Consider the following 19,785-nt stretch of genomic DNA (forward strand, 5'->3'; position numbering starts at 1 on the left):
CATTTCAAGAAAGTCACTATAATACTTGCAATACTCTTACTTAAATTGTCACTGCTTGTTCAATTTTTTTATTATGCTGTATTTCCTGACAGCGTTTATTTTATTTTTAAAGAAGATTCAGGTACTATTATTATAGAAAACTAATTTATAAACAAATGACATTGGAGGAATGTACGTAATGAAAAAAATTCTTGCCGCTCTTTTTGCAGCGACACTCATCTTTTCAACTGTAGGTGCAACATTGTTGATCTCAGATACGCCAACAGCTGAAGCAAAGAAGTCTTATAAATCAGGAAAAAAAGGCTTCACCAACAATAATAATAGTTCAAATATCCAAAAATCTCAGGATAACTCTAAGGACAATAATGCAACGACAAATAAAAATAATACAAACTCAACAAATAAAGCAGATACAGCTAAAAAAGGTGGCTTCTTCTCAGGTGGTCTTATGAAAGGCTTAATGCTTGGCGGTTTAGCAGGTTTATTATTCGGTAGCTTATTTGGTGGTATGGGGATACTTGGTAATATTTTGGGTTTATTAATCAATGTAGCAGCCATTGCTGTTATTGTGATATTAGTAATGAAAATTGTGAATATGTTTAAAGATAAAAAACGTAAAGAGGAAACACAATGGCACAAATAATTAATGAGCAAGATATTATTAATGCCATTTGTTTATCCCAAGCTTATTATAAAAATATCCGCCCTGAGGATGTTCTTGTTGAATTAACATACGATGATGATGCTGGCTTTGGTGCAGAGGTTGATGTAAAGGGTCAAATTGAAATGCTCAATACAGCAGCCATGATTGGTGCCTTACGTGTGTGGATAAAGGATGTTTTACATGGCGACCCTTTTTCTACAGGTATTGAACTTATGTTAGAGGATGAACAGGGCATTATTGCCGTGCTATCTTAAAAAATAACCGTACAATGAGTCCTCTATAAGATTCATTGTACGGTTATTTTACTTTTTCAACCGTTTTTTCATTTCTTCTTTTTCATCCTCATTAAGGGAAAAATCAACGATAGAACGACCAAGTATTAATAGCATAATAAACATAACACCGGTACCAACAATTAAATAGATCATGGTAAAAATTTTAGAGTAGGTAGTAGTTGGATATAGCCCTGTTTCTACGCCTGTTGGAATTAAGCTAATTACCGCAAAGTACAAGGCATCCAACCAATGCCATTTCTCCACCCCACTATAAAATAATGTGCCCGATAAAATAATTAAAAATAATGTAGTAAATAACGGAAGAAAATACGGCCGTTTAAAGGATCGCCACAGCCCTGTTAACAATCTTTTTACAGATAATATAAACGATATCATACCTTTCCCTCCTTCTCATTGCTTGCTTATATGTACTTTATTCACAACATGCACAAAGCATAGTAAGACTATACTTTGTTTATCATAAAGACGTCAAAAGGTAGAAGCTTTTATCGCTCCTACCTTGTTCTAGTTATTGAATAATTAGCTGATTGATATTAACAAGTATTTTAGCTGCTTCTCCACGTTTCGTTGGAGCTGCTGGTAGATATTTTTTTCCATCTCCCGTTACAATACCTAGCTCATACAGCATTTTGATGGCTTGTTGTGTTTCAACATCATACGAAGCAATATCTGTAAAAGGTAGCTCACTTCCTGTAGCTACAGACGGTTGATTGACTTGTTGTTCATAAGCACGATAAAGCATTAATGCTAATTGAGCACGTGTCACTGGCTGTGCTGGATTGAACTTTCCATCTGCTGTCCCCTTAATGAGTCCATGTGCATAGGCTGCTGCAATTTCTGACTTTGTTTTAGCATCATAATTCGCAATATCCGTAAATGGCGCTTGCTCCTGCGTTGTTAACCCTAAGCTTCTTACAAGTATTGCCGCAGCTTGCACACGTGTTACATGATGCTCCGGCCTAAATGTACCATCTGGATAGCCATTCATAATACCTGTAGCGGCTGCTTGTTGAATATACTCTTTTGCCCAATGTTTATCGATGTCTGTAAAACTTATTGCTCCCTGTGTTGTAAATGTGATCTCTGGGCTTTGAACACTTTCATTACCCGCCGCGTCTACTGCTTTTACCACAACATGATAGGCTGTGTTTTCTGTTAACTTATCAAGTGTAATTGATGTTGTAGGTGCCTCTACTGTTGAGATTAGCTGATCATTAACATAGACAAGATAATTTGTCACACCTACATTATCCATTGCTTCTTGCCAGTGTACCTCTACTGTTGTTTGATCTTTTACATTTACATTAATTGCTTTCGATATGTCCCATAAAGAGCTTGTTTTCATCAAAGGTAGAAATGCATCATTTGCTACTGCTAAATAGCCAGCCTCACTTAAATGAATATTTTCTGGATTTGGTAGATAGCTTAGAACATCCTTTGCCACAATATTATAGGTTGGCACAAACGTTGCTCCTGCTTTTTCAACCGTTGATTTTAGTGTGGTATTAAGTGTAGCCAGCAGCACTTTAAACTGCGCTTGTAGTTTTTCCTCATAATAGGGGAAAGAATTATAATAGCCCATTACATATACTTCTGCTTGTGGATTCAGTTTTTTAATTTCCGTTAAAATGGTTCCAATATTTGTGACGGCTTCCTTTGTCGCCTTGATCATGGCAGCTGTATCAATGCCTGTTTGCTGAGATTCTTTTAAAATAGGCAATAAATCATTGGCACCAGCAGTTAATGTAATAATTTCAGCATTTTTAATAGCATCATGTAGCTTTACTTGTTCACTTGTATAGCCAAAACCTGTCACTGCTTTTTCTACATTATTATGGATATCCGTTAAAATATTTGTCGTTGAGTAGCCCGACATCGCAAAGCCCTTATTATAGGAAGCTAAAAAGCCTTCATGTTGCAATGCCTGGGCTACAAAATCTGTGTAGCCTAGCCCAATAACCCCTAGCTCATTTATACCTTGAGCTAATGAATCACCAAGTGCCACATAATCTGCTTGAACGACCCAGCTCGGTGCGATATTGTCACTTTGTCCCTCTGCGTTGGCTGCTGTAGGTACAATGAGCTGTAAAGTAAGGATACTCGCAGCTAAAAAACGAAATTTCTTTGATAATTGCATACACTTTCGCCTCCATCTATAAAATAGTACATGTATCCACCATTTTACTAGAGAAAGGTTAAAAATAGGTTAAATAATAGCATTTTTTTAAATTTCTATACCTTATTTAATCAGTCTGTACCTTTCCATAAATTCCACCTCCCCCAACGGCAATCGCTAGTTGACCTGTTCTTGCTTGATCTATTAATATTGCAATTTTAGAGGGGACAATTTGTTCAAGCTGCTCTACTGTTACATTGTGTAAAATATTCATCTCTGTCCCAAATGCTTGTAGTAATCGTTCCAGCATTTTAGGCCCAATCCCAGGAATAAAATCTAACGGCACTTGATGAATATAAGGGGGTCTCTGTCGTGTATTCGAAAAATCCTCCGATAGCTCCTGAATGCGTGTTGCTACACCCTTTATAATTTGTGTACTTCCACAATTTGTACAGTGAGTCTCTTGATTGTCAAGCTGTTCACCACATTTTGCACAGACGGTTTGATGGTATTTACCAAGTAAAGGATTTAACCCATAATTTGCGATGACTGCACGACCTTGCTGTTCATGAAGAGCCTTTTTTAATTCTGCAAAATTGGCTGCTGCTAATCGTAGTTTTTGATATTCACGTGCTATTTTTCCAAGTGAATGAGCATCAGAATTACTCACAAATGTATACGCCTGTAGCTCTTTTATCTGATGGACCATCATCGTATCAGAGCTTAACCCTAATTCAATGGCATCTATCATCTTCGGGTCAAATACCTCTGTTAAGCTACGCTGCACCCCTTTGCCAAACAGGCTTTTAAAGGGTGTAAAGACATGCGCTGGAATAAAAAGTCCATCCAATTCATAAACCTTTTGCTGTAATGTCTGTCCGTCACAATAGATTCGCTGTGAACTTAAATGAATATTTTTTATATGCTGAGACATCCAATTTGAAAATTGCTTCATTTGCAACAATGTAGGAAAATAAGCAAGCACATGAATAGGACCATGACAAAATTGATCATAAATCTCAATTTCCGAGCCTGGAATTAGTGTTGTTTCCTGAAAGCGTAGCCCTCCCTCTTCTAGCTCCTTCAGCTCTCCTTGTACTAATAATGTATCTATCTCCTCTATCACCTCTGGTGAATGGCAGTCAATAATACCTACTATATCCAAGCCTTTTCTTGCACTGGCCGTCTCTAAAATTTGTGTTAATGTTAGTGTTCTACTACCTGTAATTTTAACAGCTCGTCCACTGGCAGTACGACCAATATGAATATGTAAATCTGCATAAAACTCTTTCATGTTTAGCACTTCCTTTTGTATGGATAAAAAAGAAAAGTACCTTACATTCCTGCAAGGCATTTTATTGTTTACGATGATGTTTGATCGTTGGTAGCGCTAGAATTTGCTTCATGGGCATCTGATCCTTGAGCTGACATCGCTGCTGAATTGTACGCTACTAATGTAACACCTATAGCCTGTTCTAGCTCATTAATTTTTTCAAGTTGCTGGTGGTCAAGCTTGGCAAATTTCATTTCTTCCATTGTTCATCATTCCTTTCAACCATACAATTCCCTAAAACCAAGCTATCTATACAAGAAAAGGGCTATTAAGAAAGTGAAAATTTTCTCGTTAGCCCATTTATGTATCCAGCTATATTACCTTACTTTTACTGCACTTGCTCGATCTTTAGCATTTTTTGTAAATTGTTCAGGAACATAGGTAAGATATGGCTTACCTGTCAATGCATGTGTTTGAATATCAGCGTACACACCAAATACTTTTTGCAATAACGCAGGTGTTAGCACTTCCTCTGGTGTACCATGACATACAATCCGACCATGCTGTAACACATAAATTTGATCACAGTACATGGCCGCGATATTTAAGTCATGTAAAGCTGCTACTACGGTTAAATGTAAGGTTTGAATTAAATCCATAAGTTGAAGTTGATGTTGAACATCTAAATGGTTCGTCGGCTCATCTAATATTAGAACCTGTGCTTGTTGAGCGAGTGCTCGTGCAACCATTACGCGCTTTTTCTCGCCTCCTGAAAGAGAGCTAAAGCTTCGTTTCTCTAAATGAGATATACCCGTTTGTCTAAGAGCATCTTTAACAATTTGGAAATCTTGCTCCTGATCAAGCTCTAATAGCTTTTTATGTGGCGTTCTCCCCATACTGACTAAATCATGCACAGTAAAGTCAAATAACACAGGTGTTTCTTGACTTACAACAGCTAGGTTTTTAGCAATCGCTTTACTAGATTGCCTTAAAACATCCTGCTCATTTAATAAAATCATACCCTTTTCAGGCTTTAATAAACGATACATATTTTTCAGTAAGGTTGATTTACCACTACCGTTAGGGCCAATTAACCCAACAAATTGCTTTTCCTTTATATGAATACTGACTTCATGCAATATGCGCTGATCGTTAATGGAGAATGATACTTGCTTTGCTTCCAATGTCATGTCTATTAATCTCCTTCACCGAAAGAATAGTTATTTCGACGGAGTAGCCAAATAAAGAATGGTCCGCCACAAAAAGCTGTAATAATACCAATTGGCATTTCCTGAGGAGCAATAATAATTCGAGCCACTGCATCTGCCCAAACTAAGAAGATTCCTCCTAATAAGGCACTAATCGGGATAACGTATTTATAATTAGACCCAACAATTAATCGTACAATATGCGGAATAATTAATCCTACAAATCCAATAGAGCCGCTAACAGCCACAAGCACACCTGTTAACAGCGAGACAAGTAAGACTAGCTGTATACGAAATTGCTGAAGGTTCACCCCTAATGTTACGGCTGCCTCTTCACCTAATAATAGTAGATTTAAGTTTCGGTAATGGAGCCAAAGCAGTATAAGTACAACGAAAAGTACAATAGCAGGAACAATAATATTCGTCCATTTAGCTCCTGCTAGACTACCGAGCATCCAAAACATTACGGCCTTTAAAGCTCCCTCCTGCTTAGCCATCATTAAAATAAAATTCGAAACGGCTGTTAAAATAAAGGACACAGCCATTCCTGCCAGCAACAGACGGAAAATAGAGACTCGTCCACCAACACGTGATAAGAAAAATACAAGCACGATGGCAAGCAACGACCCTAAAAATGCAGATACAGAAAGAGCGTATATACCTAAAAATGAAAAAGCACCTAAAATAATAACAGAGGTTGCCCCCACCGCTGCGCCTGAAGAAATGCCCAAAATATAAGGATCAGCAATAGAATTTCGCACAAGCGCTTGAATAGCAGCTCCCGCAATGGCTAAGCCTGCTCCAACAATAGCCGCTAGTATGACACGCGGTACTCGTATTTGCCAAATAATAATTTCCTGTGAGCGACTCCAATCAGGCTCTATAAAGCTTTGGATAAAAGGGAGCTTTGAAAGAATAACCTTCCAAACATATAATGGTGTTACAGATACAGACCCGACCATTACAGCAAATGTCATTGAAATAATCAATACTAGAAAAAGTATTAATGAAAAAAATATAAATTTTTTATTCATCCGTTTAAACTCCTACAAATTTGATGGATGAAGCAATTAATCACACGTAGTTAAACCTGTAATAGTCGCTAACTATTTATCTCAACACCGATAAAGTTGTATCAAAATAAAAAAGGTATTCTATACAAAAATATGCATAGAAATACCCTCGATTAAACAAAGTCAGAAAATAACCAGCTATTGTCCGTAATTGCTTGCATCCTCGTGGGCATTACAGGTCTTACTAATTGGCAGGTCTCCTGGCTTCGATTCTACATCCTTATGACAGCCTTCCCATTCTTCAATAGTGGCATGAAATAGCATAGGACTCCTCGTTACAGTTGCGGGACAGCGTCGGTCTTTCACCGACTTCCCTTTTAAGTGACATAAAAAAGATGTCACACCAATAGTAGCGAATATTATAAAATGATCACGATTCTATCATACAGTTTTATAGCTGGTTAGTCTATAAGGAGCTACTATTTCACAGCCAACACTTTTGTTAACTAAATATAATTTTAGGTTGACACAAATACACTAGTTATTTACACTATCATTAATAACTTTATAAAAACTAGAGGTGAAAGCATGGCAACAGTTACAGAACACACGCATCATAAATTAAGAACCGTAGATATCGCTTATATTGGCTTATTCTCTACACTAATGATGATAGGTGCTAATATTACTTCCTTCGTACCATTTTTAGTAGTGGGTGGTGTCCCAATCACACTACAAACTTTTTTTGCTATTTTAGCAGGACTTATTCTTGGCAGTCGAAAAGGGGCGCTTGCTTGTACCGTTTATATGTGTATCGGTTTAGCAGGAGCACCTGTCTTTGCTCTCTTTAGTGGAGGCTTCAGTAAAATTTTAAGCCCTACTTTTGGATTTATTGTGTCATATATTTTAGTGGCATTTATTGCTGGTCTTATTGTAGAACGTAGCGGCACAAAGGTAAGGTACATAGTGGCTGCATTAGTAGCATTTGTTATCAATTATTTATTTGGAACAAATTGGATGTATTTTGCGTATAAAGTTTGGGCAAGTGCACCAGAAGGCTTTACTTATAAATTAGCGTGGCTGTGGATGGTTCCTCCACTACCAAAGGATATTATTTTATCTATCTTTGCAGGTATCTTCGCTCACCGATTACAAAAAACATTAAAAATCATTCCAATAAAATAACTTCATCCCTTCTTTAGTGACAGACTAAAGAAGGGCTTTTTATAATGACCTTCGATTGAAAGTTCCTGTTCATCATTTCTGCATATTTATTTGCTACAGTAAGGGCAAATAGGTAAGGAGGACATGATATGACAGTTAAAAGAAGATGGTCTATTGGGCTACTATCAGTAATAGCTTTGCTAAGTTTATCAGCTTGTACAGAGGATAAAACAAAGCCTACATCAATTTCAAATGATAATAATGAAACAGCACAACAAACAGATATAGACCATTCTACGATGAACCATTCAAATTCAGGAGAAGTGCCAGTTACGTTGAAAAATGCTGAAAATCCAAAGTTTCCAGTAGGTAGTACAGCTATTCTTACAGATGGGCATATGGAGGGTATGAAAGGTGCTGAAGCGACAATTGTTGGAGCATATGATACAACTGCTTATATCATATCCTATACGGCAACATCAGGTGGTCAGCGAGTGGAAAAACATAAGTGGGTCATTCATGAAGAATTAATTGAACCAGAGGAAGCACCATTAGCTTCTGGTACAGAAGTAAAAACGGCTGCTGCTCATATGGAAGGTATGGAAAATGCGACTGTCCGAATTGATGAGGCTGTGCAAACGACTGTTTATATGATTGATTACACTTCAACTACAAATCGTGAAGCCGTGAAAAATCATAAGTGGGTGACAGAAGAAGAGCTAGCAATGCAATAACACGAATAACCTCTCCTAGCATTTCTGGAAGAGGTTATTTTTCTATCTTTTATGTTTAAAATGGTTTCTATCTATGGGCTTATGCCATTTGTATCCTATTCCCCAAACTGTTTGTAAGTAATCATCAACAGGGAAACTGCTTTTCCGTAATTTTTCCCGTAAGTTACGGACATGCGAATCAATTGTTCGATCTTCAATGGGCTCATCATATCCCCAAACTGTAGTGATAAGATGTTCTCTTGAAAATACTTTATTTTGATAATCTAAAAATAATGTTAGCATGGAAAATTCCTTGGGTGTTAAAGATATAGCCTCTTGTCGAAAATGTAATTCAAAGGATTCTTTATCTAAGCGTAGCCCTTCAAAGATGATAATCTCTTCTTTTGCTTTTGTTCTCCTTAAGACAGCATGTATACGTGCTAGTAACTCCTCTTCATCAAAGGGCTTTAATATGTAGTCATCTGCACCAATATTTAAACCTTTTACAATATCAGCATGCTCCCCTTTTGCTGTTAGCATAATAATAGGTACATCCGAAAACTTCCTTATCTCTTTACAAACCTCCCAACCATTCATTTCTGGCATCATAATATCTAAAAGAACTAAATCTACATGCTTTTCATCCAAATAATCTAACACCTCTTGTACAGACGACAGTGCTTTACAATGATATATGGGCGCTAAGTAAAGAGTCAGTAAATCTAACATTCTTGGTTCATCATCCATGCATAAAATGGTTTTCATTCGTTTCTACTCCTTTAAACGATAATACGAAAGTAGTCCCTTTATTTTCTTCACTACTAGCTGCCACCTTCCCTCCATGTGCCTGTACAAGCTCTTTCACAATAGCAAGTCCCAAGCCAGAACCACCTAATGCTCGACTACGGGATTTCTCTACCCGATAAAAACGCTCAAAAATATACGGCAGATCCTTCTTCGGAATCCCTTTTCCTGTATCTTGAATGGTAATGGTTAATACGTCATTGTGTTTTGTTACCTTGACAGAAGTCATATCTCCTGATGTACAGTAAGTGAGTGAATTATTTAAAAGATTCCTCATGACTTGTTCGAGTCTTGATGGATCTGCCCATAAAGTTGATTCCTCATCACAATGCACAGTAAAATGTATCTGTTTCTCTTGAAAAACAGGGCTTAACTTTTCTTCTAGGCTTGTAAAAAACAGATTTAAATGAAGACATTGTTTTTCTATAACAAAGGAATTTTCATCCATTTTGGCTAAATCGAATAAATCTTTGATTAATCGAGACAGTCTATTCGTTTCTTCTATTATAATGGCTAAATATTTTTGACGATCCTGCTCAGCTAAATTACGTTTATAAAGAATATCCGTATAGCCCTTAATAAAGGTTAAAGGTGTGCGGAGCTCATGTGCAATACTTGATAAAAATTCCTTTCTCTCTTGCCTTAAATGATTTAAATCACTGGATAATAGTTGTATAGCATTCGATAAATCTCCAAGCTCATCTTTACCATTCGTAGAAAGAGCCACTGTAAAATCACCTTTGCTCATTTTTAATGTGGCCTCTTTCATCTGAATTAATGGTTTGGCAAGCTTCCGAGATAAAATGATAATAACTACAATTGTGACAAAACCTGATACGATACCAACGATAAGAAAATGCTTATTTAAGCGCTTCATCAAAGTATGAATAGAGTCTGTATTTTGAAACATATAGACATAGCCAATCGTTATATGTTCTTTTTGAATAGGACTAATAGTAGCAATAGATGCCGCCTCTTGCCAATTATCTTGTAAGACCTTCCCCTCGTAAGGAATATCTCCCTCAACCCTATTTATTATATCCTTAACTTCAGAATACAATTGAGAGGATGCCAGCACTGTACCCTCCTCATCGGTAATTACTACATCTGTATTTTCATCTGATTCCATAAGAACAACATGCGATAATGTTTCCTTCTTAAAATTTTTTTCTAATATTGTTCTATGTGAGTTTCCTCTTGCTTGCAAACTCGTCAATTCTTCTTCAACCCTAGAATTAGTCAAGGAGGCATGTAAAAAAAACATCATAAAAGTTTCTATACAAAATAATGTGATAAAAAAGATGATGCCTAGCTTAAGGGATAGTTTTCTCATCTGTAACCACTCATTTTTCTTAAAAGTATACCGTAAAAATGTGAAGATTTCATGCAGACAAAAAATGCCCATAAGTATCTTGTATACTTATGGGACAGCTATTAATTAAACGTATTTTTTTGCCCAATCGATAAAGTTATCAATCACAACATCAAGGAATTTTACTGTACCTTCATCCGTTAAGTTTCCTTCTGCATCAAACTTAGTATGCACAGCACCAACATAAACATCATTCCCGCTTAGTAATGGTGAATTGATGCCAGAAGAGAATAAAATATCACGTAAATGTAATTGTGCTTTTACAGTCCCTAAGTTCCCCATAGAAGCTCCCATCATGAGGGATGGTTTACCAATCATTACTTTATCCACACGTGATAGCCAATCAATGGCATTAACCATAACACCAGGAACTGTACCATTATATTCTGGTGTAACCCAAAGGACAGCATCTGCAGCTTTCACTTTTGCTTTAAAATCCACTACTACTTGTGGTGGTTCATTTTCAATATCTTGATTATACATTGGTAGATCCTTTAAGCTTAAAACCTCTAAATCCAGCTTCTCTGCATAACGTTTTTGAATAAATTGAGCTAATTGCATATTATAAGATTCCTTACGAATACTACCAACGATGGCTACTACTTTCATGATGTTTCCTCCTAAATAAATATTAGTCACAGTATTTGCATAACTATTCTATTTTATATCACTTTAATAATAAGTGGCAAATTCTTCAACTGACTTGCGATAGCCACGTAAGCGACGACTACTTTCTTTTTCTTTGCCAATCGTAATCATCAGGGCAATTTCATATGTTTCAGGAATATTAAACAAGGCACGCATTTGCTGCTGGTCAAAGCCAATCATAGGACAAGTATCCCAGCCACGATTTTTCGCTGCAAGCATAAAGTACATAGCAGATAAAGATGCATTACGAATAGCCTCATCTCTTTTAAATGCCTCACCACGTTCCTCATAAAAATTTGTATTCTCAGCCACAAGCTCATTTAATTCACGAGTTGTAATAATACCTAAATCCACCATACCTTGATGTAATTCAGCCGTATTTTTATACGCCTCTTTGTCCCCTAATACAAGGATGACCCCTGCAGCTGAATGCACTTTATATTGCCCAAATGCCACCTCTCGCATTCTTTCTTTCATATCCTCATCCAATACAACGATATAATTGGCATGTTGCAAGTTAAATGCTGAGGGTGCTAGCTTGACATCCTCCAAAATGGGACGTATATCCTCCTCCGTTATCTTAATACCTTCTACAAAATTATTAGCAGAGCGGCGCTTATCAATCAGCTTAGAAAATTCCATACATTAAACCTCCTATTACTCATATTCCTTATCAAACATAATGGAACTTCTTACAGTGTCAATCGGACGAACAAGACCTTCAATTTGTTCACGTTTTGGCTCTAAAAATGGTGGTAATGACAGTTTTTCTCCCAATGTTTCATATGGCTCATCGCCCATAAATCCTGGACCATCTGTAGCCAATTCAAATAAAATCTGCGGGGCTACACGTGCATACAATGATTCAAAGAAATGACGATTTACATAGCCAGACGTGTGGAAACCAAAGCTGTCGAATCGTGCAGTCCATTCATCTAATACCGCACGATCCTCTACACGAAAGGCAGCATGATGAACAGTGCCAAAACCTTGACGAGCAACGGGTAACACCGTGTTGTGTTCTACAATAATCTGGGCGCCATTTCCTCCCTCACCTACTTCAAATAAATGAAAGTCTCCTTCTTCTGCAATCTCTGTAAAGAGCATTACCTTTTCTAACACATCTTTAAAATATTTAAAATTAGCTACACGGACAAATACTGGCCCTAAACCTGTAATGGCATACTCAAGTGGGATGGGGCCATCCTGCCAAGGTGTGCCTGATGCAACTCCTGTATTATGCTCATCTGAAATAAGCTGATAGTGCTGATCATCAAAATCAACAAAGGATAATGTTTTCTTTCCAAACTGTTCTTTCATACCAGTATGCTTGATGTTTAAACGATCAAAGCGCTTTACCCAATAATCTAAAGCTACGTCTGTTGGTACACGGAAAGAAGTTTTGAAAATTTCATTAGTTCCATGCACTCCCTTTGGAATATTTGGAAAATCGAAGAACGTCATATCTGTTCCCGCGCTACCTTTATCATCTGCAAAGAATAAATGGTATGTTTGAATATCATCCTGATTAACGGTTTTCTTTACTAAGCGCATCCCTAATATATAGGTAAAGAATTTATAATTCTCTTCAGCACTACTTGTGATAGCCGTTACATGGTGTACACCTTTTAAATGATTCATAGTATGCTCCTCCTATATATCTCGATTTCGAGATATATGCGTAAAATTTTTTATTGGTTAGTGGCGTTCTTGCCAACTTTTTTAAGTGATAAAATCATGTTATCCAGCTCCTGAGCTTCCAATACTTCAAATATCTCATTTATTTTTTGTTCATGCTTCGGGAAAATTTCTTTCATCAAAGCCTGCCCCTCAAGCGTTAGTAACGCGTACGTAACACGTCGATCTCTTGGACATGCCTTACGATGCACATAGCCTTTTTGCTCGAGCTTATCAATCACATAGGTAATGCTACTGCTTGCAATTAATATTTTTTTACCAATCATTTGAATAGGTTGCTCTCCTCGATGGTATAAAAATTCAAGAACCGAAAATTCGGTTTGATTTAAATCATATTGAAGTAAATCTTTTTTAGTTGCATCTTGAATCGTTTGATATGCTCGGAACAAGACCGTAAATGCTTTTAAATTACGATTGTTTTCCTTCATACGACTCCCTCTTTTTACTACGAATTTAATTATCTTTAATTCGAGATAATAATAACATATACATTTTTAAACAGCAAACATTTTGTTTCTTCATGTTTGCCATCTTTTCGTTCGGGTAGAAGGTAGTTGTAACTTATAAAGGAGGATTCTAAATGAAAAAAGATGTCAATCACAAACAACAACAGCTAGAAGCATTCCGAGTAAGTGATAAAGATCAACCTCTTACAACCAATCAAGGATTAAAAATATCGGAAGATGAACATTCGTTAAAAGCCGGTAAGCGAGGACCCACTTTACTGGAGGATTTTCATTTTCGTGAAAAAATGACCCACTTTGACCATGAACGAATTCCTGAACGAGTAGTACACGCACGTGGCTCAGCCGCTCATGGAATTTTTGAAACATATGAATGTGCAAGCGATATTACAAAGGCTCAATTTTTAAATGGAAAAGAAACGAAAACCCCTGTCTTTGTGCGTTTCTCTACCGTTGCAGGATCTAAAGGCTCTGCTGATACCGTCCGAGATGCACGCGGCTTTGCTACGAAGTTTTATACACAAGAGGGTAATTATGATTTAGTTGGTAATAATATTCCTGTGTTTTTTATTCAAGATGCTATTAAATTCCCCGACTTTGTCCATGCCGTAAAGCCTGAACCAAATAACGAAATACCTCAAGCCCAAAGTGCCCATGATACGTTTTGGGATTTCATTGCAAATAATCAGGAGTCTGCTCATATGGTTATGTGGCATATGTCAGATAGATCGATTCCACGAAGCTATCGAATGATGGAGGGATTTGGTGTTAATACTTATCGCTTTATCAATGCCGAAGGAAAAGCCCACTTTGTTAAATTTCATTGGAAACCTGTACTTGGGGTAAAATCATTAGTATGGGATGAAGCACAAATCATTGCTGGAAAAGACCCCGATTTTCATCGCAGAGATTTATGGGAATCGATTGAACGGGGATATTTCCCAGAGTGGGAGCTTGGTGTGCAACTTATTCCCGTTGAAGATGAATTTAAATTTAACTTCGATATTCTCGATGCCACGAAAATATGGCCTGAAGAAGAAATTCCAGTACGCATCCTTGGGAAAATGACCTTGAATAAAAATGTGGATAATTTTTTTGCAGAAACGGAACAAGCCGCATTTCATGTCGGTCATGTTGTGCCTGGCATTGATTTTTCAAATGATCCTTTATTACAAGGTCGTTTATTCTCCTACACTGATACACAGTTAATACGACTGGGAGGACCTAATTTCCATGAACTTCCTATTAATAAACCAATCTGTCCATTTCATAATAACCAACGAGATGGCTATGGCCGACAAACCATTAATGTGGGACAAGTTAGCTACCATAAAAATTCCTTAGCCAATAATACACCACATCCTGTTTCTGAAGCAGATGGTGGATATACGCATTATGAAGAAAAAGTTGAAGGGCATAAAGTACGTGCACGTAGTGAGAGCTTTAAAGACCATTTTTCTCAAGCAAGATTATTCTGGCTTAGCATGACAGATATTGAGAAAAAGCATATTATCAATGCCTTTAGCTTTGAACTTGGCAAAGTAAAAAGTAAAGCCATTCGAAAACAAGTTGTAGACATGTACGCTCATGTCAGCTACACACTTGCATCAGCTATTGCTGATCGCATTGGTATAGTTCCCCCAAAACAAGTAGAAGTACCGCATATTCACCAAACTTCACCTGCTGTTAGCCAAGTAATCAATGCAACGGAAAATGTCAAATCTAATAAAGTAGCTGTAATGGTGACAGAAAATAGTAATGAAAATTTAAATGAACTTATTGCTACATTTTTAAGTGAGGATATCGTAGTTGAACTAGTGAGTCATAAACAAGGCATAGTAAACGGCTATGAAATTCACGAAACATTAGCTACCACCTCCTCAGTTCTTTATGATGGTGTTTATGTTACAGGAGCCTTTCAGGATTCCTACCAGCAAACACAAGCAGAACAGTTTATTGAACAAGCCTATCAGCACTGTAAAACAATAGGTTATACAGGAAATGTTTCGTTTTTACAGCATATTGCCAATAAAAATGGTGTGACAAACGATCCACAATCTTTTATTCGTTCCCTTGCTAAGCATCGACATTGGGTACGTTAATATGTAAATGAATGAAAAGCCAGCTAACTGATTGAATTCGCTAGCTGGCTTATTTCTATTATTTATTTAATTCGTTTAAATTCCTTTTCATTTCCATCTACAAATTCGACTTCCACTTCAATGGATTGATAGTTATCTTCAATATTGAATACTTTGATTACTTGATCAATCACTTCATCATTAGGTGTTGTAGAATCAAAATTCAACTGCTTAAATAATGGATCTAATTTTGTATATGCTTCATCACCCTGTAGCCTTATATTGTTACGATCATCCTCTAGCTTTGCCTCTATGCCAGACCTTTTATCCTCATACTCTACCTCATAAGATTCCGTAGCAGAATAATCTACATCCAATGAAAATTCTACAAAATTATAGGCGACTTGATCTGTTACATTATCACTAGCCTGTTGTGCCGTACTTTGATCGGCAGGAGCATTTGTAGGAACATCCGTTACTTTCTCTTTATCATTACAACCTACCAAAAGACTTGCCATAACAGAAATTGTTAATAAATATTTGATACGCAATTTTTTCACTCCTTTCTGTATTAATCTTTCCCCTTTCTATAAAAAATTAATCTAAAAGGACATCTCCTAATCATAAGAGATGTCCTTGGGTTTTAATTAATAATTGATATTAATATTATTTTCTTGAATAGCACGTGCTAGACGAAATGCTGAGATAGCTAAATCTGCATATGTGACCTTTGCTGTCGCATTAAAATTATTTTGCTGTGCATCTATTAAGCCCATCGCATTTGCTATAGCAATATAACCAGCATATTCTGGGCTAATAGAACTAGCATCTGCAAAATTCAATTTATAAATATCGTTATACTTTGCTGTATAATCTAATCTTAATAGCTTAATATACCATTCTGCAAGCTCCTGACGGCTCAATTGCTCCTTCTCTGCAAATTGATTAGCAGGCTTTAACATACCGATTTTTACAGCTTGTTCCACTACGCTATATAAAGGATGTTCTTTATCAATATTACCGAAGGATTGCTTATCCTCATCCACTCTGAAATAATGACCATATGTTAAAGAATTAAGTAAAATTTTTAATGCCTCACCCTTTGTTACAGCTTGATCTGCATTAAAGCTGGCAGGATCCTTTACTTCTAAAATATTTTGCTGTAGCAAATAATTCAATTCATTAGCAGCTGTTGGATGTGAGATCGTGGCAACCTCTTTTGAATCATCCTCTGTTATTAACCACTTACCTGTTGTTGCATCAACCATATTATAGGAATTACCATTAAAATTCGGCGTATACACTAAATCATAATGCTGTTTATCCCCATCTGCATTTTGTTCAATATATTGTAATTTCAATTCCAACGCTTCACTATATAATTCTTTTGCTTGTTCAGCAGAAATCACATTCTTTACGGATGGCCAATTTTGAATATTTGGGTTACTAATATACATTGAACGTAATGAACCATCGTGACCAATAGTAACCGTTATTTCATCCCCTATCACTGGAAGTTCATTGACAACACGTGGGAATGTAAATGTATAGTCCTTACTATCACGATCTACAACTACCTCATCAATTGGCTTTGAGTATTTATGCAAAGAAGAAGGAGCATATTCTTTTAAGTAGTCAATTGCCTTTGTCAGGGCAGCATCTCTAGTGATCGTTGCTGCATTTTCATCTGACGTGGACAGTTCGTTACTTAAATCATAATAGTGAACAATCTCTCCTGTTGCCTTATCCATTTCTAAAGAAGTGCCAAAGCTATTGCCATTATCTTGTATATATGAATAATGAACAGAATAAATAATTCCACCCTTGCCATCTTCTCTTTCATCAACCATGTCAATTTCTAGCTTGCCCTTATCTGAGCTTTCTTTTAATAAAGATTTGACAAACTCTTCAACCTCAGCCACTGTCATATCCTTTTTACGTGGTGCTAATGGTTGAGCAGAGAGCTTTTCCACAGCCTTCACCTTTGGAACCTGAGAAGTGAAGCCATTTGCTGATTGCCACTGACCTGATAAAGCATGTACCCCATTAAAGCCTGATGATGGTACATAAACAAGCTTGACAACTTGCTCATCTTTTTTATAATCATAATCAATTGTATAGCGTAACTCTACTGATAAATTTTCTTGCAGTTGAGCAAGTATACCGGCTTCATCTTTTTTCTGATCAACAGGATCAAATGTAGCTTGACGAATAGGCATTGAATAACGATAGAAACTAGAAATCTCCCCATTCGCAAGAACATCAATAGAGATTTGCTTATTCATAATAGGTACATTATTATGTGTTGGCGCATACATAAATGAATAGGTAATTGGCTCCGACAATGGTCTAGCTATATTATAGTAATAGCTATAGCCATATACATCCTGCTGTAGCTGGTAACCCTCTGTGTTTGGAAGCTTTTTCAGGAAATCATTTGCAAGCTTTTGAGCCTCTGCTTCAGAATACTTTGCTGGATAAATAGCTTCTGTTATATTTGCCGGCTGATAATAGAAGCTTTCCAGCTCTAAATCATTCCCCATAAAGGTAAAACTACCATAAAGATCTTTATCATTCACAGTTTTATGGAAGCTAAGGTCATAACGAATTGTTTTATCATTTCTAAAATAATGACCTCTTCCTAAATGAAAATCATTTTCTGTTACAAAATCAAACTTTCCTGGAAATAGTTCATGTACCTTTTTGATAAGTGTACCTTTTGTAACGTTCGTTTCTGCTGAAGCAACCTTAATTTCAATTTTTTCTGCTGGCTCTTGCACATTGGCAGAAGCCTGGGAGATTGGTGAAAGTAAGCTAACGGTAAATGCTGTAGATGTTAAAATAATCCCTAAGTTTTTAAATTTCCCCACAATAATCCTCCTACAATACGTTTACCATAATTATATTATAATTACCTAGATTTAGAAATAACCTTTCCATTTATTTCACTATTTTTTTACCACATCAAAATTTGCCCCTATTAATAGCCAATTTTGTGGGAATGGCAATCCTAGTTTCCAATAACCAATCCCCCGCAGATTATATTGCTTAATCAGATTAAATTTCGCTTGAATCGACCGAGCATCTTCAAACCACACTATATGTGCCCTGCCTTGTTCATCGTAGTATTCAAAAAATGGCGCTTGGGCTCTCCAATCAAATTGAATAGCCGCATGATAACGTTTGGCTACTTCAATAGCTCTTTGGGGACTAAGTGCCTCTGCATAAGGCCCTCCCTGGACAAAAGGCAATGTCCAATCATAGCCATATAAATTTTGGCCAAGCATAATTTTATGAGCAGGTATCTCACTAACTGCATATTTCACAACTGCCTCTACTTCAGGCAGTGGAGAAACAGCCATTGGTGGCCCTGCAGAATAACCCCATTCATAGGTCATCAGCAGCACAAAATCCACAATTTCTCCATGTGCCTGATAATCATGTGCACCTGTCCACTGTCCTGTGGTGTCATCCCTCGTTTTAGGTGCTAGTGCTGTAGATACGGTATAACCTTGGGCGTGAAACTTTTCAACAGCTCTTCTTAAAAAATTATTATAGGCTTGTCGCTGATCAGTAGGTAAATTTTCAAAATCAAAATGAATATCCTTTACGCTGCCTAAACGTTTTGCCTCTGCAACAATATTATCAAATAGTAAATCTTGGACGGCTGTACTTTGAAAAATATCTCTTGCTAGCTCTCCACTAAACGCAAAATCCTCCAGATTGGAAATAACCATTGCAAGAGAGGCTCCCGTGTCATTGGTGATTTGTGTAATACCTTGACTTGGTGGTCTCTGTAAGCTGCCATCTCGTTTCACTTCATAGCTAAATAAAGCTAAATAGGTTAGATAGGGCCCTGCTTCCCTAGCCTGCTCTAAAAGTGCATCACTAACGGTTGTTCCTCTTGGCTCTAAATACGCCAATGTTTCGGCTGTTGTTTTTGGCGGCTGTGGAATATAGAGCCTTAGTCCTACAGATAATATTTGATTAAGATGAATGCCATTTACTTGAGCAAGTGTTATATAGTTAATACCAAAGCGTTGACCAATTGACCATAAACTATCCCCTGGCTGTACATAATAAAAGCTCCCAACAATCGGAATCACAAGAGCTTGCCCCACCACTAATTGGTCTGGCTCTGGAATTTGGTTGGCATCTACAATACGTTGAACCGTAGTCCCATATGCCTGTGCAATACCCCACAAAGACTCACCAGCTCGTACAACATGTATTTGAATGATTTTGCCTCCTTCTAGCGTGATAAAATCATA

The 19,785-nt window shown here is 36.9% G+C and carries 20 protein-coding genes and 1 riboswitch; of the genes, 5 read left to right on the forward strand and 15 right to left on the reverse strand.

From position 1 onward, the window contains the following. Positions 1–178 precede the first annotated feature (178 nt). Entirely contained in the window at positions 179–643 is a 465-nt protein-coding gene (locus MHB44_RS20245; RefSeq protein ID WP_341300609.1) for a hypothetical protein, read from the forward strand. Continuing rightward, positions 631–918, forward strand: a complete 288-nt coding sequence (locus MHB44_RS20250) for a DUF2653 family protein (protein ID WP_341300610.1) — start codon at positions 631–633, stop codon at positions 916–918. The genes MHB44_RS20245 and MHB44_RS20250 overlap by 13 nt, the downstream gene beginning before the upstream one ends. 48 nt (positions 919–966) lie before the next feature. Here the strand turns inward: MHB44_RS20250 and MHB44_RS20255 are convergent, their stop codons facing one another. The 6 genes from MHB44_RS20255 to MHB44_RS20280 all read right to left on the reverse strand — a co-directional run bounded on the left by MHB44_RS20255 (position 967) and on the right by MHB44_RS20280 (position 6,591). Further along, positions 967–1,335, reverse strand: coding sequence for a potassium channel family protein (locus MHB44_RS20255; protein WP_341300611.1), 369 nt, complete (start codon positions 1,333–1,335; stop codon positions 967–969). Positions 1,336–1,468: 133 nt separating this feature from the next. Then, positions 1,469–3,097 carry an S-layer homology domain-containing protein gene (locus tag MHB44_RS20260; protein ID WP_341300612.1) on the reverse strand — a complete coding sequence of 543 codons (1,629 nt, stop codon included), beginning with the start codon at positions 3,095–3,097 and terminating at the stop codon, positions 1,469–1,471. Positions 3,098–3,203: 106 nt separating this feature from the next. Further along, complete coding sequence (locus tag MHB44_RS20265) at positions 3,204–4,370, reverse strand: endonuclease Q family protein (RefSeq protein WP_341300613.1); 1,167 nt, start codon at positions 4,368–4,370, stop codon at positions 3,204–3,206. A gap of 68 nt (positions 4,371–4,438) precedes the next feature. Then, the gene (locus MHB44_RS20270) at positions 4,439–4,612 is read right to left on the reverse strand and encodes a hypothetical protein (protein ID WP_341300614.1); all 174 of its coding nucleotides are present in this window, start codon (positions 4,610–4,612) and stop codon (positions 4,439–4,441) included. A gap of 114 nt (positions 4,613–4,726) precedes the next feature. Beyond that, positions 4,727–5,539, reverse strand: coding sequence for an ABC transporter ATP-binding protein (locus MHB44_RS20275; RefSeq protein ID WP_341300615.1), 813 nt, complete (start codon positions 5,537–5,539; stop codon positions 4,727–4,729). A 5-nt stretch (positions 5,540–5,544) separates the two neighbouring features. Next, positions 5,545–6,591, reverse strand: coding sequence for an iron chelate uptake ABC transporter family permease subunit (locus MHB44_RS20280; protein ID WP_341300616.1), 1,047 nt, complete (start codon positions 6,589–6,591; stop codon positions 5,545–5,547). A 211-nt stretch (positions 6,592–6,802) separates the two neighbouring features. Then, positions 6,803–6,993, reverse strand: a riboswitch (cobalamin riboswitch). Positions 6,994–7,158: 165 nt separating this feature from the next. Here MHB44_RS20280 and MHB44_RS20285 point away from each other — a divergent pair. Together MHB44_RS20285 and MHB44_RS20290 are read left to right on the forward strand one after the other, a co-directional pair. Continuing rightward, positions 7,159–7,755 carry a biotin transporter BioY gene (locus MHB44_RS20285; RefSeq protein ID WP_341300617.1) on the forward strand — a complete coding sequence of 199 codons (597 nt, stop codon included), beginning with the start codon at positions 7,159–7,161 and terminating at the stop codon, positions 7,753–7,755. Positions 7,756–7,883: 128 nt separating this feature from the next. Further along, entirely contained in the window at positions 7,884–8,468 is a 585-nt protein-coding gene (locus MHB44_RS20290; RefSeq protein ID WP_341300618.1) for a YdhK family protein, read from the forward strand. Positions 8,469–8,510: 42 nt separating this feature from the next. On the opposite strand, the gene MHB44_RS20295 is transcribed toward MHB44_RS20290, so the two are convergent. The 6 genes from MHB44_RS20295 to MHB44_RS20320 all read right to left on the reverse strand — a co-directional run bounded on the left by MHB44_RS20295 (position 8,511) and on the right by MHB44_RS20320 (position 13,397). Then, positions 8,511–9,212: a response regulator transcription factor gene (locus MHB44_RS20295; protein ID WP_341300619.1), complete on the reverse strand. Its 702-nt coding sequence runs from the start codon at positions 9,210–9,212 to the stop codon at positions 8,511–8,513. Then, the gene (locus tag MHB44_RS20300) at positions 9,187–10,584 is read right to left on the reverse strand and encodes an ATP-binding protein (RefSeq protein WP_341300620.1); all 1,398 of its coding nucleotides are present in this window, start codon (positions 10,582–10,584) and stop codon (positions 9,187–9,189) included. Before MHB44_RS20300 ends, MHB44_RS20295 begins: the two co-directional genes overlap by 26 nt. Positions 10,585–10,689: 105 nt before the next feature. Beyond that, entirely contained in the window at positions 10,690–11,232 is a 543-nt protein-coding gene (locus MHB44_RS20305; RefSeq protein WP_341300621.1) for an NADPH-dependent FMN reductase, read from the reverse strand. 63 nt (positions 11,233–11,295) lie between these two features. Next, entirely contained in the window at positions 11,296–11,913 is a 618-nt protein-coding gene (locus tag MHB44_RS20310) for a nitroreductase family protein (RefSeq protein ID WP_341300622.1), read from the reverse strand. Between the two features lie 15 nt (positions 11,914–11,928). Beyond that, positions 11,929–12,912 (reverse strand): ring-cleaving dioxygenase, encoded by a 984-nt coding sequence (locus MHB44_RS20315; protein ID WP_341300623.1) that lies wholly within the window; start codon positions 12,910–12,912, stop codon positions 11,929–11,931. 50 nt (positions 12,913–12,962) lie between these two features. After that, positions 12,963–13,397, reverse strand: a complete 435-nt coding sequence (locus MHB44_RS20320) for a MarR family transcriptional regulator (RefSeq protein WP_341300624.1) — start codon at positions 13,395–13,397, stop codon at positions 12,963–12,965. 152 nt (positions 13,398–13,549) lie between these two features. On the opposite strand from MHB44_RS20320, the gene MHB44_RS20325 reads away from it, so the two are divergent. Further along, entirely contained in the window at positions 13,550–15,535 is a 1,986-nt protein-coding gene (locus MHB44_RS20325) for a catalase (RefSeq protein ID WP_341300625.1), read from the forward strand. Between the two features lie 62 nt (positions 15,536–15,597). Here the strand turns inward: MHB44_RS20325 and MHB44_RS20330 are convergent, their stop codons facing one another. The 3 genes from MHB44_RS20330 to MHB44_RS20340 all read right to left on the reverse strand — a co-directional run bounded on the left by MHB44_RS20330 (position 15,598) and on the right by MHB44_RS20340 (position 19,752). Then, positions 15,598–16,065, reverse strand: a complete 468-nt coding sequence (locus tag MHB44_RS20330) for a YusW family protein (RefSeq protein ID WP_341300626.1) — start codon at positions 16,063–16,065, stop codon at positions 15,598–15,600. 96 nt (positions 16,066–16,161) lie between these two features. Continuing rightward, positions 16,162–18,384 (reverse strand): YcdB/YcdC domain-containing protein, encoded by a 2,223-nt coding sequence (locus MHB44_RS20335; protein ID WP_341300627.1) that lies wholly within the window; start codon positions 18,382–18,384, stop codon positions 16,162–16,164. Positions 18,385–18,462: 78 nt separating this feature from the next. After that, a complete protein-coding gene (locus MHB44_RS20340) occupies positions 18,463–19,752 on the reverse strand; it encodes a glycoside hydrolase family 18 protein (RefSeq protein ID WP_341303015.1) in 1,290 nt (429 codons plus the stop codon). Positions 19,753–19,785: the final 33 nt, after the last annotated feature.

The organism is Lysinibacillus sp. FSL H8-0500 (genome assembly GCF_038051955.1).
In the GTDB taxonomy this organism is placed as follows: domain Bacteria; phylum Bacillota; class Bacilli; order Bacillales_A; family Planococcaceae; genus Lysinibacillus; species Lysinibacillus macroides.

Bases quoted from the DNA above. Each gene is read 5' to 3' on its own strand.
- MHB44_RS20245 (WP_341300609.1), top strand. From the start codon at position 179: ATGAAAAAAATTCTTGCCGCTCTTTTTGCAGCGACACTCATCTTTTCA.
- MHB44_RS20250 (WP_341300610.1), top strand. From the start codon at position 631: ATGGCACAAATAATTAATGAGCAAGATATTATTAATGCCATTTGTTTA.
- MHB44_RS20255 (WP_341300611.1), bottom strand. From the start codon at position 1,335: ATGATATCGTTTATATTATCTGTAAAAAGATTGTTAACAGGGCTGTGG.
- MHB44_RS20260 (WP_341300612.1), bottom strand. From the start codon at position 3,097: ATGCAATTATCAAAGAAATTTCGTTTTTTAGCTGCGAGTATCCTTACT.
- MHB44_RS20265 (WP_341300613.1), bottom strand. From the start codon at position 4,370: ATGAAAGAGTTTTATGCAGATTTACATATTCATATTGGTCGTACTGCC.
- MHB44_RS20270 (WP_341300614.1), bottom strand. From the start codon at position 4,612: ATGGAAGAAATGAAATTTGCCAAGCTTGACCACCAGCAACTTGAAAAA.
- MHB44_RS20275 (WP_341300615.1), bottom strand. From the start codon at position 5,539: ATGACATTGGAAGCAAAGCAAGTATCATTCTCCATTAACGATCAGCGC.
- MHB44_RS20280 (WP_341300616.1), bottom strand. From the start codon at position 6,591: ATGAATAAAAAATTTATATTTTTTTCATTAATACTTTTTCTAGTATTG.
- MHB44_RS20285 (WP_341300617.1), top strand. From the start codon at position 7,159: ATGGCAACAGTTACAGAACACACGCATCATAAATTAAGAACCGTAGAT.
- MHB44_RS20290 (WP_341300618.1), top strand. From the start codon at position 7,884: ATGACAGTTAAAAGAAGATGGTCTATTGGGCTACTATCAGTAATAGCT.
- MHB44_RS20295 (WP_341300619.1), bottom strand. From the start codon at position 9,212: ATGAAAACCATTTTATGCATGGATGATGAACCAAGAATGTTAGATTTA.
- MHB44_RS20300 (WP_341300620.1), bottom strand. From the start codon at position 10,584: ATGAGAAAACTATCCCTTAAGCTAGGCATCATCTTTTTTATCACATTA.
- MHB44_RS20305 (WP_341300621.1), bottom strand. From the start codon at position 11,232: ATGAAAGTAGTAGCCATCGTTGGTAGTATTCGTAAGGAATCTTATAAT.
- MHB44_RS20310 (WP_341300622.1), bottom strand. From the start codon at position 11,913: ATGGAATTTTCTAAGCTGATTGATAAGCGCCGCTCTGCTAATAATTTT.
- MHB44_RS20315 (WP_341300623.1), bottom strand. From the start codon at position 12,912: ATGAATCATTTAAAAGGTGTACACCATGTAACGGCTATCACAAGTAGT.
- MHB44_RS20320 (WP_341300624.1), bottom strand. From the start codon at position 13,397: ATGAAGGAAAACAATCGTAATTTAAAAGCATTTACGGTCTTGTTCCGA.
- MHB44_RS20325 (WP_341300625.1), top strand. From the start codon at position 13,550: ATGAAAAAAGATGTCAATCACAAACAACAACAGCTAGAAGCATTCCGA.